Below are 15,099 nucleotides of genomic sequence, written 5' to 3' on the forward strand. Positions count from 1 at the left end.
GCTCAGTTTGAAGACTGTGTGAAATCGAGTCTTCGCAGAGAGTGTTGGATTGCGCTTGCCGCGCGCCGGGTGAAGATTGGCCGGGTCACGAGGTCGTAACGAACACGCCTCTACTGAACCGGTTAGGGTTACGGAACTTAACCGGTTAGGCCAGTATGGGGCCGATCCGCCTCCGCAGGTCTGCGGGGGCTCGAGACGGGACGAGGGAGTCCGACGTGAGACTGCGTTCGCTTGTAGCCGCGGTTGCGGCGACCGCCATGGGAATCAGCCTCGCCGCCTGTGGTGGCGGCGACAAGGATGACTCCTCCGGCGGCAGCACCGGTGACCAGACGCTGACCTACTGGGCCAGCAACCAGGGCACCAGCCTGGACAACGACAAGGAGGTCCTGACCCCGGTCCTGCAGAAGTTCACCCAGGAGACCGGGATCAAGGTGAACCTCGAGGTGATCGGCTGGAACGACCTGCAGACCCGGATCCAGACCGCGATCACCTCGGGTCAGGCGCCGGACGTGGTCAACATCGGCAACACCTGGGCGGCCTCGCTGCAGGCCACCGACGCGTTCCTGCCGTTCGACGGCGACGCGATGACCGCGATCGGGGGCAAGGACAAGTTCGTGCCGACGGCTCTGGCGACCGGCGGCAAGGAAGGCACCGACCCGACCTCGGTCCCGCTCTACGGTCTGGCCTACGGCCTGTACTACAACAAGGCGATGTTCGCCGCGGCCGGCCTGCAGCCGCCGAAGACCTGGGAAGAGATGGTCGCCGCGGCCAAGAAGCTGACCAACCCGGCGAAGAACCAGTGGGGTATGGCGCTGGCGGCCGGCAGCTACACCGAGAACGTGCACTTCGCGTTCATCAACGCCGCGCAGAACAAGGCCGACTGGTTCAACAGCGACGGCAAGCCGACGTTCACCGGTGACGGCAACGTGCAGGGCGTGCTGCGGTACCTCGACCTGATGCAGAAGGACAAGGTCGCGAACCCGTCGAACGCGCAGTACGACAACGGCACCAAGTCGGTGAACGACTTCGCCACCAAGAAGGTCGCGATGGTCATCAACCAGAACAACGCCGACTCCTCGATCGTTGCCAACGGCATGAAGGCCGGCGAGTACGGCGTCGTACCGTTCCCGGCTCCGGCCGGCGGCGAGCAGGTGGCCAGCCACGTGGCGGGGATCAACCTGTCGGTCTTCAAGAACACCAAGCACAAGGACGCGGCGCTGAAGTTCGTGAAGTACATGACGGACGCGAACACCCAGACCACGCTGGGCAAGCCGTTCTCCTCGCTGCCGGTGCTGAAGGACGCCAAGCCGGTGTTCACCACCGACGCGGCCGAGGCGGCCACCTTCCAGGACGTCTACAACACCAAGTCCAAGCCGCTGCCGCTGGTGCCGGCCGAGGACCAGTTCGAGAGCACTGTCGGCAAGGCGATGAACGCGATGTTCGCCAAGATCGCGACCGGTGGGACGGTGACCGCCGACGACGTGAAGGCGGCGCTGAAGACCGCCGAGGACCAGGTAGCCGCCAGTAGCTGACGTACGGGCGTTCGCGTCCGAAGAACCGGCCTCCGGCTCTTCGGACGCGACGCACGTGTCAGCCGATCCGCGAGACAGGAGGGCGACCACCCGGATGTCCGTCGCAACCGAAACTGCCGCTCCGGCACCGCCGAAACCACGGAGCCGGCTCGAGCACCGGCCCGGCCTGAACCGGTGGCTGCCGTACGCGCTGCTGGCCCCGGCAGTGTTGCTGGAACTGTTCATCCACATCATTCCGATGCTGGTCGGGATCTGGATGAGCTTCGTCAAACTGACCAAGTTCTTCATCGCGAACTGGTCCTCCGCGCCCAGCGCCGGGCTCGGCAACTACAAGGTCGCGCTCGACTTCAACAACGCGGTCGGGCAGGGGCTGCTGAAGTCGTTCGGCGTCACGGTCGTCTTCTCGCTCGTCACGGTCGCGTTCTCGTGGGTGCTCGGGATGGCCGCCGCGGTCGCCCTGCAGCCGGAGTTCCGCGGCCGGGGCATCGTCCGCACCTTGTTCCTGGTGCCGTACGCGCTCCCGGCGTACGCCGGAATCCTGACCTGGAACTTCATGCTCCAGCGCGACACCGGCGCGGTGAACCACGTGCTGAACCAGCTGCACCTGACCGACGGGAAAACGTTCTGGCTGATCGGCGGCAACGCGCTGATCTCGCTGATCACGGTGGCCGGCTGGAAGCTGTGGACGTTCGCGTTCCTCACCCTGATGGCCGGTATGCAGAGCATCCCGAGGGACCTCTACGAGGCCGCGTCGGTGGACGGCGCCGGCAACATCCGGCAGTGGCGCAACATCACGCTGCCCTCGCTGCGGCCGGTGAACCTGGTGCTCGTGCTCGTGCTGTTCCTGTGGACGTTCAGCGACTTCAACACGCCGTACGTGCTGTTCGGTACGGCGCAGCCGCCGGCCGGTGACCTGATCACGTTCCACATCTACAACGCGTCGTTCCTGACCTGGAACTTCGGCACCGGTGCGGCGATGTCCGTGCTGCTGCTGATCTTCCTGATGATCGTCACCGGCGCGTATCTGCTCGTCACCGGAAGGAGGTCGCGTCGTGCGTGAGACCAGAGGGTTCAAGATCTACCGCGGCGTCACCCTCACAGTGCTCGGATTGTTCGTCCTGGTCCCGCTGTACGTGATGGTGACCTCGTCGCTCAAACCGCTCAAGGACGTGCAGGGCGCGTTCTCCTGGTGGCCGTCGAACCTGACGCTGGCGCCGTTCGTGGACATGTGGAAGACGGTGCCGCTGGCCCGGTACTTCGTGAACTCGACGATCGTGTCGGTGGCGGCGACGGTGTTCTCGGTGGCGATCGCGATCCTGGCCGCGTTCGCGGTGTCGCGGTTCAAGTTCCGCGGGCGGACGGTGTTCACCACCACGGTGCTGTCGACGCAGATGTTCCCGGGTGTGCTGTTCCTGCTGCCGTTGTTCCTGATCTTCGTGAACATCAACAACTCGTTCGGGCTGCAGCTGGTCGGGACGCGGCTCGGGCTGATCATCACGTACCTGACATTCAGCCTGCCGTTCTCGATCTGGATGCTGGCCGGGTACTTCGACAGCATCCCGCGCGAGCTGGACGAGGCCGCGCTGGTCGACGGCTGCGGTCCGATGGGCGCGCTCTGGCGGGTCGTCCTGCCCGCGGCGCGACCTGGTGTGATCGCGGTCGCGATCTACTCGTTCATGACCGCGTGGGGCGAGGTCCTGTTCGCGTCGGTGATGACGACCGAGGCCAACCGGACGCTGTCGGTCGGCCTGCGGCAGTACTCCACGCAGACCAACATCTACTGGAACCAGATCATGGCGGCCGCCCTGGTCGTCAGCGTCCCCGTCGTCATCGGCTTCCTTCTCGCCCAGCGCCACTTCGTCGCGGGCGTCACGGCAGGTGCGGTGAAGTAGCGGATCTGCAGCACTCATCAATTGCGTCTCAGCGGACCGGCTGAGCGTGGCGATCGGTCGTCAGGCGCAATTGATGAGTGCTGGCGGTCCGCCAAGTGGGTCAGGCGAAGAGCTTTTCGCCCCAGTAGGAGCCGGGGGTGACGCCGGCGGGGCAGGCGAAGATGCCGGAGCCTACGTGGTGGATGTACTCGTTCATCGTGTCGCTCTTGGCCAACTGGTTCTGGACGGGGATGAACTGTTTGCGCGGGTCGCGTTGGTAGGCGAGGAAGAACAGGCCCGCGTCGAGGCGGCCGAGGCCGTCCGAGCCGTCGACGAAGTTGTAGCCGCGGCGTAGCAGTTCGGCGCCGTTGTTGAACTGCGGGTGTGCGAGCCGCACGTGCGAGTCCATCGGCACCCTCGGGTCGCCGTCGGAGTTCTTCGCGGTGAAGTCGATCGCGTCGAACTCGTCCGCCTTGCCCAACGGGGCGCCGGTGCCCTTCCCGCGGCCGATGATCGTCTCCTGCTCGCCGAGCGACGTACGGTCCCAGATCTCGATGTTCATCCGGATCCGCCGCGACACCAGGTACGCGCCGCCGACCATCCACTCCGGTCCGTCCTCGGGCTGCACCCACAGCTGCTGCTCGAGCTTGTCGGCTTCCTCGAGCTTGAGGTTGTTCGTCCCGTCCTTGAACCCGAACAGGTTCCGCGGCGTCGCCTGCGCCCGCGACGTCGACGACGTACGGCCGAAACCGAGCTGCGAGTACCGTACGGCGACCCGCCCGAACCCGATCCGCGCCAGGTTCCGGATCGCGTGTACGGCGACCTGCGGGTCATCGGAACACGCCTGTACGGCGATGTCGCCGCCGGACCGCGCCGGGTCGAGGTCGTCGCCGATGAAGTGCGGCAGGTCGACCAGCGCCTTGGGACGCTTGGACGCGAGCCCGAACCGCTTGTCGAACAACGACGGCCCGAACCCGACGGTGATCGTCAGCCGTGCCGGCGGCAGGCCGACCGCCTCGCCGGTGTCCTCCGGCGGCGCCTCCCCCGGTCCGTTCACGGCGCCGTACTGACCGATGTCGCGACCGGCCGTCAGCAGCGCCGCCGCGGCGGTCCACTCCTTCAGCAGGGCGATCAGGTCGTCGCGCTTCGTCGTGGTCACGTCGAAGGCGGCGAAGTGCAGCCGGTCCTGGACCGGCGTGGTGATCCCGGCCTGGTGCGGGCCGTGGAACTCGACCGGCCCGTTGTTGTCTGCGGCCTGCGACTCTTCACCGGTCAGCGCCGAGTGTGCGGCGTACCCGGCGACTCCGGTGGCGACAGCCGCGCCCGCAGCCCCGAAGAGACCGCGGCGCGAGATTCCCTTACGGTCGCTCATTTCTTCGCCAGCACCCCGGCGACCTTGCTGACCGGCTCGGCCAGCCCGTCGACCACCGCGCCGAGGGCCTTCTTCTCGGCCTCGGTCGCGGTGTACGGCTTGAAGCCGTCACCGTCGCGGTACTTGTCCAGCGACGCGAAGACGGCCTTGAACTGAGCGTCCAGCTGGGTGACGAGCGCCGCGTCCCGCTTCTGCAGGGCCGGGCGGAGCGCCTGGATCGCGGCCTGCGAGCCCTCGACGTTGGCCTCGAAGTCCCACAGGTCGGTGTGCGAGTAGCGGTCCTCCTCGCCGGTGACCTTGCCGGTCGCGACCTCGTCGAGCAGTTCCTTGGCGCCGTTGGCCAGCTGCAGCGGGGTGAGCTTGACGACCTTCGCCTTCGCGACCACGGTCTTCACATCGGTCAGCAGCAGGTCCGCGTACTTCTCCATGCCCTTGGTGGAGTTGGAGACCCAGAGCGCCTGCTCGATCCGGTGGTACCCGGTCCACTCGGTGCCCGGCTCGACGTCGTTGACGCGCGCGTCGATCTTCGGGTCCAGGTCGCCGAACGACTCGGCGACCGGCTCGATCCGCTCCCAGTAGGTCCGCGAGACCGGGAACAGCTCCTTCGCCTTCGCGACGTCGCCGGCCTTCACCGCGGTGACGAACTCGGTGGTCTTCTGCTCCAGCGCGACCGCCTGCGAGTTCACGTACCGCTGGTAGCTCTCGGTCGCCTGCTTCAGCGCGGTGTCGGTGTCGACCTGCGCGGGCGCGTCGCCGGCGACGTTGAGGTCGCCGCGGATCCCGTCGCCGACCATGCCGGGCTTGCAGACCGCCTGGTACTTGCCGGTCGGCAGCTCGACGATCAGGTCCCGCTTCAGGCCCGGACCGATGTTCTCGACCTCACCCATCACCCGGTCGCCGTCGGCGTACACGTAGAACTCGGTGACCTTACTGCCGCCGTTCGTCACCGAGAACGTGCTGGTGCCGGACTTCACGTCGCGGCGGCTCAGGTCGCAGCCCGAGTCGGACGCCTTCACCGACACCGGACCGGTGCCGTCGTCCTTGGCCGCCGGCTCGTCCTTCGCACACGCCGTGAGCGCGGCGAGGCCGATGACGACGACGGTACCGAAGATGGAGACCCGACGGGCTGTGCCAACAAAGACGGGAGTGGTGCGCATTGCTTCTCCTGGGGATTCAGGCCGCTTTGTGGGCGGTCGTCGCCGGTACGGCGGGCGGTGTGGAGCTCTTCACCGGAAGGAAATAGAGCACCATCACCGGGACGAGATAGGCGACCCACGCGATCGCCTCCAGCACGGACGGTGCCGGGTTGAAGTTGAAGATGCCCTTCAGCAGTACGCCGTACCAGCTGTCCGGCGGGATCACGTGGGAGATGTCGAAGGCGAGCGTGTGCAGACCGGGCAGGATGTTCGCCTCCTGCAGGTCGTGGAAGCCGTAGGCGAAGATGCCGGCCGCGACCAGGATCAGCACCGCGCCGGTCCACTTGAAGAACACGGCCAGGTTGATCTTCACCGCGCCCTTGTAGATGGCGACGCCGAGCAGCACCGAGGTCGCGAGCCCGAGCAGGACGCCGACGAACGGTACGGCGGTGGTCGCGGTGGCGGCCGACGCGTACACGATGAACGCGGTCTCGATGCTCTCCCGGAAGACCGCGAGGAACGCCAGGACGACCACCGCGCGGGAGCCGACCTCGAGGGCCTGGCCCATCCGCTCGCGCAGCTCCTTGGCGATGCTGCGGGACGCCTTGCGCATCCAGAAGATCATCCAGGTGACGAAGCCGACCGCGAGGATCGACATCACCCCGCCGACGGTCTCCTGGGTCGTGAACGACTTCGCGGTCAGCGCGGTGACGAACTGGAGCAGACCCCAGGCGGCGACCGCCACGGCAAGCGCCGTGGCGACACCGATCCAGACCAGTTTGAGTCGATCGCGATGCCCCGACTTGACCAGGAAGGTGGCGAGGATGCTGACGACCAGCGAGGCCTCGAGTCCTTCACGAAGTCCGATCAGGTAGTTCGCGAGCATGGCGGGACTCTCTCATTGCATTAGGTACGGCTAACCTTCCTGAGGTTAACCTAAGAAGTCCCATTCGCCTACCGTGATGTACGCCGCACTGTGGCCCGGTCCTTCACCCAGCCGGGACTCGATCAACTGCAGGCTGCCGGCGGTCCAGACCGGACCGTTGTAGGTGTCGAAAACCCTGACCCACTTGGTGACGTCGATCGGTCGGCGCACTCGCGCCAGTGTCAGGTGCGGGGTGAATTTCCTTCCTTCCACGGTCACTCCGGCGCGACTCGCTGCCGACCGCGTGGTCATCGCCAGGTGCTTGAGCGACTCGGTCTCGTCGCGCACTCCGGCGTACAGGACCCGCGCGTCGGGGACGCCGGGGAAGGCGCCGGCGCCGGCCAGCTGCAGCTCGAACGGTCTTTGTCGCTTGGCGGCGAGCTCCAGCCGCTCCTCGAGTTCCTCGGTCTTCCAGTCCGGCACCTCGTCGAGGAACGCCAGCGTGAGATGCCAGTGCTCGTCCGCCGCCCACCGGATGTCGTCGTCCGGATGGTCCCGGCGGGGCTCGACGAACTCGCTCAGATCCTCCACTACCTCTTGAGGTGGCACTACGGCCACGAACAATCGCATCCGAAAATGCTATCGGTGGTGGAAACTGCTTTTGTGTCCGAGTTCAAGCTGCCCTCGCCGTGTGTGGTGATCCTGGTGGGTCCGGGGGCGTCCGGGAAGTCGACGTGGGCGGCGGAGCATTTCGAGGCCGAGTTGGTGGTGTCGAGTGATCGGTTGCGGGCGTTGGTCGGGGCCGGTGAGGACGACATCGCGGCGAGTGCCGATGCGTTCGCGTTGCTGGAGGAGGTCGTGCGGCAGCGGATCGGGCGGCGGCTGACGACCGTCATCGACACACTCGGGCTCGACAGGGACCGGCGGGTGCGGTGGCTGGAACTGGCGCGCGAGGCCGGAATGCCTTGTGTGGCGGTGGGTTTCGATACGCCGGCCGACGAGTGCCGGCGGCGGAATCGGGAGCGTACGGCGAAGCGGATCCCGGCTGACGTACTGACGTCGCAGCTGCGGTCATGGGCTTCGGTGAAGCAAGAGCTCCCGACGGAGGGGTACGACGACGTACTGCAGCCGACCGCGGTGCGGGTGGTGCCGAACGCCTTCGTGGAGTCGACTGCGGCGCACGCGCGGCAATCAGAAGCTCCGATGGGGTTGCGGTTCGGGTTGCAACTGAGCAGATATCCAGGCGGTCGGGAAGGCCTGGCTTCGTGGATTCGGGAGGTGGCGGAGCGGGCCGAGGCGGTGGGGTTCGACGCGATCTACGTGATGGATCACTTCCGGCAGATCCCGCAGGTGGGGCGGGCGTGGGAGGACTTCCTGGAGAGCTGGACGACGCTCGGGTACCTCGCCGCGTGTACGACCCGAGTGCGGTTGGGGACGTTGGTTTCGGGCATCACGTACCGCAACGTCGCCCACCTCGGAAAGATCGCCGCGACGCTCGATGTGTTGAGTGGTGGGCGGGCGGTGTGCGGGGTCGGGCTCGCATGGTTCGAGGCGGAGCACAAGGCGTACGGCTGGCCGTTTCCCTCGGTGAGCGAACGCTATGCGCTGCTCGAGGACGCCTTGCAGGTGTTGCCGATTTTATGGGGACCTGGCAACAAACCGTTCCGCGGCAAGGTTCTCGACGTACCGGACACCACTTGTTATCCGCGACCGCTGCAGGAACATCTGCCCGTGCTCGTCGGCGGGAGTGGGCCGCGGACGCTGCGCTTGGCCGGGCGGTACGCGGACGCGGTGAATGTGTTCGGGGACGTCGCCGCGGTTCGGAAGGCGGCCGGCTATCTGGGCGACAGGCCGGTTGAGCTGACGCATCTGTCGACAACCCTGGTGGGCAAGGACTCGCAGCAGTTGGACGAGCTCGTACGGCGGTTGCGTCCGCGGAACGTGAACCCGGCGAAGTACGCCGCCTCCGTGAACGCCGGCACCGTCGACGATCAGATCGGGCGGTTCCGCGAGTTGTCCGAGGTGGGCGTGGCCGAGGTGATGATCAGCCTCCCCGACCTCGCCACCCTCGACACGGTCGCCGATGTGATCTCAGCGTTCCGGGTCTAGATCGAGTTTCAGCAGGGCGTTCTCGATCACCTCGGGCATGGCCGGATGGATCCAGTACTGGCCGCGCGCCATCGTGTACGCGTCCAGCCCGAAGCTCATCGCCTGGATCACCGGCTGGATCACGGTCGGCGCCTGCGGGCCGATCACGTGGCAGCCGATGATCTGCCCACTCTTCGGGTCGGCGAGGACCTTCGCGAACCCGGTGGTGTCCTCCATCGCCCAGCCGTACGCGATGTCAGCGTACCGCTGAACCGCTTTCACATAAGGGATTCCGCGTTCCTTCGCCTGCTCCTCGGTGAGGCCGACGGACGCGATCTGCGGCGCGCTGAACACCGCGTGCGGGACGAACCGGTGGTCGGCCTCGATCCGGTCGTCCGGGTTGAGCAGGTTGTGCTTCACCACCCGCGCCTCGTGGTTCGCGACGTGCTTCAGCTGGAGCGGACTCGTCACGTCGCCGAGCGCGTAGATGCCGTCGACGGTGGTCTGCTGGTACGCATCCACGACCACACGCCCCTCGCGGTCCACCTCGACCCCGGTGGCGTCGAGGTTCAGCAGGTCCGAGTTCGGTTCCCGGCCGACCGCGACCAGGAGCTCGTCGACGATCAGTTCGTCGGCGCCGTCCGGGTTCAGCATCCCGAGCAGGATCGAGCCGTCGTCACGTCGCTCGACCCGCACGGTCTCATGGTTGAGCCGTACGTCGTACTTGTCCCGCGCGATCTCCGTGTAGCGCGCGGAGATCTCGCCGTCCTCGAGCCGGAGCAGCTCGTTCGACCGGAGGACGATCGTCACCTCGACCCCGAACGACGCGAACACGTGCGCGAACTCGGCCGCGACGAACCCGCCGCCGATGATCGCCATCCGGCGCGGCAGCTCCTCGAGCCGCATGATCGTGTTCGACGTGTGGTACCCGGTCTCCTCGAGGCCCGGGATCGGTGGCACGATCGGCCGGCTGCCGGTGGCGATCACGAACCGATCCGCGCTGAACACGCTCGTCGAGCCGTCCTTGCCGTCGACGGTCAGCTCCTTGAACCCGGTGAACCGGCCGGTCCCGTCGTACACGCGGACGTTCGCGTTGTCCGGGTTGTGGTGCCGGTACTCCGAGCCGCCTTCCGCGATCGGATCGATCCGGCCGAAGATCCGGTCCCGGACGTCGGTCCAGCGGACGCCGAGCAGCTGCTCGTCGACGCCGTACCGCGAACTCACCGACGGGGTCGCGGCCACGTCGGCGGCGTGCACGAACATCTTGGTCGGGATGCACCCGACGTTCAGGCAGGTGCCGCCGAACGTACCGCGCTCGACGATCGCCACCTTCCAGTCGGCGAACCGCCGATTGACGATGGTGTTACCGGAGCCGGTCCCGATGATGACGAGGTCGTAATGGGTCACGATCCATTCTGACCCTTACCCGCAAGGACCTGCGCTGGACCCGCGGACGAGGAAAGATAGGGCGAGTGGCAGGTGGTGAGCTGACGAGCAGGTACGGCACGGTCGTCTGGGACGGCATCGGCACCCTCCGGATCCGGTACGGCGGGTCGCCCTTACGATCTCGCCTGGGTGAGCGGGTCGTGCCCATCGAAGCGTTGCGCGCCGTGGAGGTCACCGATGCGGGGCTCCAGTTCGTCCTGCGTGACGGCGCCGACCCGCTGCAGTCGGTGACTCAGCCGATCGAGCTCTACGACTTCCCGGGCGTCGACCACGAAGCCGCCGAGGGGATCGCCCGTGACATCGGCCAGGCGCTCGTGCGTCGCGACGTACCGGCGACGGCCTCCACCGCATGGCTGGTCGCGCCGCCGCCCGCGCCCGACCGGATCGAGGGGCGGGACGCGACGCTCGCGGTGGCTAGCGGGCAGCTCACGTTCAATTACCACCGGTCCGCGGGCCGAAAGAAGAAGGCGTTCGGCGATCCTTGGTCAGTGCCACTCGGGGACATCGTCGACGTGGAGTGGGCACCGGCGGTCGGTTTCGGCGCGCGTGGATTCCTCCGGATCAGCACAGCCGCGACCCCCGACGTACGCCCGAAGCCGAAGCACGATCCGGCCGCGATGCTGACCCGGCGCGCAGCGGAAGCCGACGCCCTGTTCTTCGCCGCCCGCCTACTGACGCGGATCCGCCCGTAGCCGAACCGCCGCGCAGGCAGAACCCCGACGATCGCGGCGTGTCGAGCCCGCAAACGGGGGTTCTGCCTGCATGCCCGTCCGCTCCTACGCGACCTGCGGCTTCTTCGGTACCTCGGGTGCGTCGACGACTGCCTTCTCGCCGAGTAGTTCGGTCTGGGGCAGGACCTCGAGGTGTGGGCGCGGGAGGAGCCGTGGGCGGATCGCGAGGCCGCGGCGGCGGGAGAAGTACAGCACCGAGCCGACCGTGCCGAGGACGGTGAGCCCACCGCCGACGATCAGCGACCAGCGGGCGCCCATCACCTGCCCGATCCAGCCGATGAACGGCGACCCGAGCGGCGTGCCGCCCATCAGGACCGTCATGTACAGCGCCATCACCCGGCCGCGCATCGTCGGCTCGATGCTCAACTGCATGGTCGCGTTCGCCGAGGTGAGCATGGTGAGCGAGGTCAGCCCGACCAGCGGCAGCACGAGCGCGAAGGTCAGGTACGTCGGCATCAGCGCACTCACGATCTCGAGCAGACCGAACGCCACCGCCGCACCGATCACCAGCCGCGCGCGGATCCGGACCCGCCGGGCCGCGAGCAGCGCGCCGGACAGCGAGCCGATCGCGAGGATCGAGCCGAGGATGCCGTACTCCCCCGCGCCCTTGTGGAATGCGCTCGTCGCCATCAGCGCCGAGGTCATCTGGAAGTTCAGCCCGAACGTGCCGGCGAAGAACACCGCGACCAGCACCATCATCAGGTCGGGCCGCCGCCACAGGTACCGCATGCCGTCGCGGATCATGCCCTTGTCCCGCGCCGCGGGCTTCGGCGTGTGCAGCTCGCCGGTGCGCATCAGCCGCAGCGACACGATCACCGCGGCGTACGTGAACCCGTTGATCATGATCACCGGGCCGGTGCCGATCCAGTTGATCAGCAGACCGGCGAGCGCCGGGCCGAGCAGCCGGGCCGCGTTGAAGGAGGCCGAGTTCAGCCCGACGGCGTTGGAGAGCTCGTCGCGGCCGACCATCTCGACCACGAAGGCCTGCCGGGTCGGGGCGTCGAACGCCGTGCCGACACCGAAGAGCAGGGCGAGGAGATACACGTGCCACGTCTGCACGACACCGGCGATCGTCAGACCACCGAGGGTCAGGGCGACGGTGGCCATCGCGACCTGGGTGATCGTCAGCACGGTCCGCTTCGGGAAGCGGTCGGCGACCAGACCGGCGTACGGGCCGAGCAGGAGCGCGGGCAGGAACTGGAGTCCGGTGACGATGCCGAGCGCCGTACCCGAATGGGTCAGCTCCAGGACCAGCCAGTCCTGGGCGACACGCTGCATCCACGTGCCGACGTTGGAGATGATCGCGCCCGAGGCGTAGAGCCGGAAGTTCCGGACCTTGAACGCGCGGAAGGTGGGGCTCATCGAGCCGCCAGTCGTTCGAGAACAGGTGCTGCCTTGCGCAGGATGTCGCGCTCCTCCGGGGTCAATTGCTTCAGCTTGGTCTGCAGCCACTCGTCGCGGCGCCGGCGGTTCGCCAGGATCAGCTCGTCGGCGCGGTCGGTCAGCTCGACGACGATCTGCCGCTTGTCGGTCGGATGCGGGCGACGGACCACCAGGCCCGCCTCCTCCATGTTCGTCACGATCCGCGTCATCGACGGCGGCTTCACCTGCTCGTGGGCGGCCAGCTCGCCGATCGTCATCGCCTCGTGCTTGGCCAGCGCGCCGAGCACGCTGAGCTGGTTCGCGGTGAGGTCGTGACCGGGCTCGCGCTGCCGGCGGATCTGCCGGGACAGCCGCAGGGTCGACGACCGCAGGGCACTCGCCAGCCCGACGTCACTCTTCACCTGCTGCGCTACGACTTCGGGCATGTCTTTACCTTAACTCATTACCTTTGCTAACTAAAAACGTTGGACCACCAGCTGGTATTCCCGGACCCCGGGCGGCCGATAGAGTTCGCCGTCATGGGGACGACGGCCGAGCTGGAGCGGTACGAGCAGCGATTCCGGCGGGCTGGACTGCCGCTGTTCATCGAGGACTTCTCGCCGACGCACGACATCTTCACGCGGGCGGCGCCGCTGCTGGTGCTGGTGTTCCTGGCCGAGATGCTCGGCGCCACCTCGCTCGAATGGGACTGGTGGCAGAACCTGCTGGCCGCGCTCGGCGGTCTGGTGGCACTGGTCGCCGGGTTCGGCCTGCTCAACGGGCTACGAGGGCGACCCTTCGGTTCGTTGCCGACCCGCTTCGGCACCCCGGAGCTGGCGGTGTTCGTGTTCCTGCCGGCGTTGCTCCCGGTAGTCACGCAAGGACAGGTCAAGCAGTTCTTCGGCGTCGCCTTCGGCAACTTGCTGCTGGTCGGCGTGGTGTACGTCGTGGTCGGCTACGGCTTCATCGCAACCGTGGTCTGGGGATTCCGCCAACTGGCCCGCGAGCTGGCCAACTCGGTCGCCAGCTTCGTCCGGGCGTTGCCGCTCCTGCTGGTCTTCTCGCTGGTGCTGTTCATGACCGCGGACATGTGGCAGGTGTTCGCGTGGATGCCCGCCGCCTTCATCGTCTTCTCCGTGATCGCCTTCGCCCTGCTGAGCACGGTGTTCCTGCTGATCCGGTTGCCGCTGGAGGTGGACTCGATCGAGCGCACCGCCGGCTCCGGTCCGCCGCTGAGCCGGAGCCAGCGCTTCAACGTCAGCGTCAGCCTGGTGATCCGGCAGTGGATGCAGGTGCTCGTGGTGAGCGCCGGCGTCGGCCTGTTCTTCGTTGCCTTCGGCATGCTCGCGATCAGCGAACACATCTACCGGCAGTGGGGCGTCGACGCCGGCTCGTGGTCGTACCACGTCGAGCTGCTGAACCATCCGCTCGTCCTCAGCGCCTCCCTGATCAAGGTCGCCGTCGGCATCGCGAACTTCACCGGGCTCTACTACTCCATCGCATTGCTCACGGACTCGACGTACCGCACGGAGTTCCTCGACCACGTCAGCAACGAGCTCCGCGAACTCTTCACCGCTCGCGCCGAGTACCTCGAACTTCGGCGTACCGCTTAGACGTTCGCGCCGAACAGTTCGTCGATCCGGCGGGCCCAGTCCGGGTACTGCTCCATCTTGCGGGTGGCAACGCCGTACACCGCCTTGCCGATCTCCGGATCGCCGTCGTCGCTGAAGCGGACGGCGCTCATCTTCTCGAGCTTGTCGAGGATCAGGTCGTCGCCGCTGAGGTGCACCGGGTCGTGCATGTACCGCTCGAGCGCGTCGAGATCCGGGATCGCCGCCAGGTACGAGTGCGTGAAGCCGTCCGCGGGATTGCCGAAGTCCTTGCCGACGGCACCGAACGCGACCGAGTCCAGCGACGCGGTCCGGCGCATCACCGCCAGCACCTCCTCCTGCTCCTCGACACTCACGCCGTCCTTGAACCGGATCCGCAACACGTTGACGATCATCTGCTCTCCTTAGAACTGCACTGGTCAGTGCATTCTACTGTACGCCGAAGTTCAGCAAGCTACCCTGACCAGGTGACAATGACGCGCGGACGTATCGACAAGCGGCAGGCGATCCTGGACGCGGCCTTCACGGTCTTCGCCCGGGACGGGTACCGGACCGCGAGCGTGGACACGGTCGCCGCCACCGCCGGGGTCGCGAAGCACACCATCTACAACCACTTCGGCGACAAGCAGTCGCTGTTCCGGGCAGCCGTCAGCGCCCTCGCGGACGATGCGCTGACCCGCAACCTGGCGGCCGTGGAGTCGCTGCGCCCGGACCGCGATCCGGCGGAGGCGCTGACCGAGGTGGGCCGGAAGCTCGCCGAGTGCTACTGCGACGAGAAGTCGTGGGCGCTCCGCCGGCTGCTGCACGCCGAGCTCGCGAGCATGCCGGAACTGCAGGACATCGTGCGGGAGCGCGCTACGGACAAGGTCAACGACGCCCTCGCCGACCGGCTCGCCCGGCTCGCGCTGGCCGGGCACCTCCGCATCACGGACCCGGCCGTCGCGGCGGAACAGTTCGGCGCGCTACTGACCGCACCCTTCGACGCCCGGTCCCGCCTCGGCACGCGGAAGATTCCGGCGAAAGAACTCGCCGACGTCACGCAGAACGCCGTGCAGACGTTTCTGCGTGCCTTCGGCAATCAGTAAC

The 15,099-nt window shown here is 67.2% G+C and carries 15 protein-coding genes; 7 read left to right on the forward strand and 8 right to left on the reverse strand.

Features of this window, described 5'->3' with window-relative positions:
- Positions 1 to 215: 215 nt before the first annotated feature.
- From E0H45_RS04460 to E0H45_RS04470, 3 genes are all read left to right on the forward strand, one after another.
- The gene (locus E0H45_RS04460) at positions 216 to 1,532 is read left to right on the forward strand and encodes an ABC transporter substrate-binding protein (RefSeq protein WP_131334980.1); all 1,317 of its coding nucleotides are present in this window, start codon (positions 216 to 218) and stop codon (positions 1,530 to 1,532) included.
- A gap of 94 nt (positions 1,533 to 1,626) precedes the next feature.
- Positions 1,627 to 2,592 carry a carbohydrate ABC transporter permease gene (locus tag E0H45_RS04465; protein ID WP_131334981.1) on the forward strand — a complete coding sequence of 322 codons (966 nt, stop codon included), beginning with the start codon at positions 1,627 to 1,629 and terminating at the stop codon, positions 2,590 to 2,592.
- Entirely contained in the window at positions 2,585 to 3,424 is an 840-nt protein-coding gene (locus tag E0H45_RS04470) for a carbohydrate ABC transporter permease (RefSeq protein ID WP_131334982.1), read from the forward strand. The genes E0H45_RS04465 and E0H45_RS04470 overlap by 8 nt, the downstream gene beginning before the upstream one ends.
- A gap of 100 nt (positions 3,425 to 3,524) precedes the next feature.
- Here E0H45_RS04470 and efeB read toward each other — a convergent pair whose 3' ends face one another.
- From efeB to thpR, 4 genes are read right to left on the reverse strand one after another with little or no spacing between them, the layout of a single operon-like run.
- Positions 3,525 to 4,775 (reverse strand): iron uptake transporter deferrochelatase/peroxidase subunit, encoded by a 1,251-nt coding sequence (gene efeB / locus E0H45_RS04475; RefSeq protein WP_131334983.1) that lies wholly within the window; start codon positions 4,773 to 4,775, stop codon positions 3,525 to 3,527.
- Entirely contained in the window at positions 4,772 to 5,932 is a 1,161-nt protein-coding gene (gene efeO / locus E0H45_RS04480; RefSeq protein WP_131334984.1) for an iron uptake system protein EfeO, read from the reverse strand. The genes efeB and efeO overlap by 4 nt, the downstream gene beginning before the upstream one ends.
- A 16-nt stretch (positions 5,933 to 5,948) precedes the next feature.
- Complete coding sequence (gene efeU / locus E0H45_RS04485; protein WP_131334985.1) at positions 5,949 to 6,797, reverse strand: iron uptake transporter permease EfeU; 849 nt, start codon at positions 6,795 to 6,797, stop codon at positions 5,949 to 5,951.
- A 45-nt stretch (positions 6,798 to 6,842) separates the two neighbouring features.
- Positions 6,843 to 7,406 carry an RNA 2',3'-cyclic phosphodiesterase gene (gene thpR, locus E0H45_RS04490; RefSeq protein WP_131334986.1) on the reverse strand — a complete coding sequence of 188 codons (564 nt, stop codon included), beginning with the start codon at positions 7,404 to 7,406 and terminating at the stop codon, positions 6,843 to 6,845.
- A gap of 33 nt (positions 7,407 to 7,439) precedes the next feature.
- Between thpR and E0H45_RS04495 the strand changes: the two genes are divergently transcribed.
- Positions 7,440 to 8,885: an LLM class flavin-dependent oxidoreductase gene (locus E0H45_RS04495; protein WP_238154796.1), complete on the forward strand. Its 1,446-nt coding sequence runs from the start codon at positions 7,440 to 7,442 to the stop codon at positions 8,883 to 8,885.
- Here the strand turns inward: E0H45_RS04495 and E0H45_RS04500 are convergent.
- The gene (locus E0H45_RS04500; protein WP_131334988.1) at positions 8,868 to 10,271 is read right to left on the reverse strand and encodes a mycothione reductase; all 1,404 of its coding nucleotides are present in this window, start codon (positions 10,269 to 10,271) and stop codon (positions 8,868 to 8,870) included. The two genes, E0H45_RS04495 and E0H45_RS04500, sit on opposite strands and share 18 nt — an antisense overlap.
- Positions 10,272 to 10,336: 65 nt before the next feature.
- On the opposite strand from E0H45_RS04500, the gene E0H45_RS04505 reads away from it, so the two are divergent.
- Positions 10,337 to 11,002, forward strand: a complete 666-nt coding sequence (locus tag E0H45_RS04505) for a DUF4429 domain-containing protein (RefSeq protein ID WP_165546355.1) — start codon at positions 10,337 to 10,339, stop codon at positions 11,000 to 11,002.
- 84 nt (positions 11,003 to 11,086) lie between these two features.
- On the opposite strand, the gene E0H45_RS04510 is transcribed toward E0H45_RS04505, so the two are convergent.
- Together E0H45_RS04510 and E0H45_RS04515 are read right to left on the reverse strand one after the other, a co-directional pair.
- Positions 11,087 to 12,403 (reverse strand): MFS transporter, encoded by a 1,317-nt coding sequence (locus E0H45_RS04510; protein ID WP_131334990.1) that lies wholly within the window; start codon positions 12,401 to 12,403, stop codon positions 11,087 to 11,089.
- Positions 12,400 to 12,849, reverse strand: coding sequence for a MarR family winged helix-turn-helix transcriptional regulator (locus E0H45_RS04515; RefSeq protein ID WP_131334991.1), 450 nt, complete (start codon positions 12,847 to 12,849; stop codon positions 12,400 to 12,402). Before E0H45_RS04515 ends, E0H45_RS04510 begins: the two co-directional genes overlap by 4 nt.
- A gap of 93 nt (positions 12,850 to 12,942) precedes the next feature.
- Between E0H45_RS04515 and E0H45_RS04520 the strand changes: the two genes are divergently transcribed.
- Positions 12,943 to 14,016, forward strand: coding sequence for a hypothetical protein (locus E0H45_RS04520; RefSeq protein ID WP_131334992.1), 1,074 nt, complete (start codon positions 12,943 to 12,945; stop codon positions 14,014 to 14,016).
- On the opposite strand, the gene E0H45_RS04525 is transcribed toward E0H45_RS04520, so the two are convergent.
- On the reverse strand, positions 14,013 to 14,408 hold the full coding sequence (locus tag E0H45_RS04525) for a Dabb family protein (protein ID WP_131334993.1): 396 nt from the start codon (positions 14,406 to 14,408) through the stop codon (positions 14,013 to 14,015). The two genes, E0H45_RS04520 and E0H45_RS04525, sit on opposite strands and share 4 nt — an antisense overlap.
- Before the next feature lie 78 nt (positions 14,409 to 14,486).
- On the opposite strand from E0H45_RS04525, the gene E0H45_RS04530 reads away from it, so the two are divergent.
- Complete coding sequence (locus E0H45_RS04530; RefSeq protein WP_131337645.1) at positions 14,487 to 15,098, forward strand: TetR/AcrR family transcriptional regulator; 612 nt, start codon at positions 14,487 to 14,489, stop codon at positions 15,096 to 15,098.
- Position 15,099: the final 1 nt, after the last annotated feature.

It is taken from the genome of Kribbella soli, from assembly GCF_004331345.1.
GTDB classification, from domain to species: Bacteria; Actinomycetota; Actinomycetes; order Propionibacteriales; family Kribbellaceae; genus Kribbella; species Kribbella soli.

Bases quoted from the DNA above. Each gene is read 5' to 3' on its own strand.
- E0H45_RS04465 (WP_131334981.1), top strand. From the start codon at position 1,627: ATGTCCGTCGCAACCGAAACTGCCGCTCCGGCACCGCCGAAACCACGG.
- efeB (WP_131334983.1), bottom strand. From the start codon at position 4,775: ATGAGCGACCGTAAGGGAATCTCGCGCCGCGGTCTCTTCGGGGCTGCG.
- efeO (WP_131334984.1), bottom strand. From the start codon at position 5,932: ATGCGCACCACTCCCGTCTTTGTTGGCACAGCCCGTCGGGTCTCCATC.
- efeU (WP_131334985.1), bottom strand. From the start codon at position 6,797: ATGCTCGCGAACTACCTGATCGGACTTCGTGAAGGACTCGAGGCCTCG.
- thpR (WP_131334986.1), bottom strand. From the start codon at position 7,406: ATGCGATTGTTCGTGGCCGTAGTGCCACCTCAAGAGGTAGTGGAGGAT.
- E0H45_RS04510 (WP_131334990.1), bottom strand. From the start codon at position 12,403: ATGAGCCCCACCTTCCGCGCGTTCAAGGTCCGGAACTTCCGGCTCTAC.
- E0H45_RS04515 (WP_131334991.1), bottom strand. From the start codon at position 12,849: ATGCCCGAAGTCGTAGCGCAGCAGGTGAAGAGTGACGTCGGGCTGGCG.
- E0H45_RS04520 (WP_131334992.1), top strand. From the start codon at position 12,943: ATGGGGACGACGGCCGAGCTGGAGCGGTACGAGCAGCGATTCCGGCGG.
- E0H45_RS04525 (WP_131334993.1), bottom strand. From the start codon at position 14,408: ATGATCGTCAACGTGTTGCGGATCCGGTTCAAGGACGGCGTGAGTGTC.
- E0H45_RS04530 (WP_131337645.1), top strand. From the start codon at position 14,487: ATGACGCGCGGACGTATCGACAAGCGGCAGGCGATCCTGGACGCGGCC.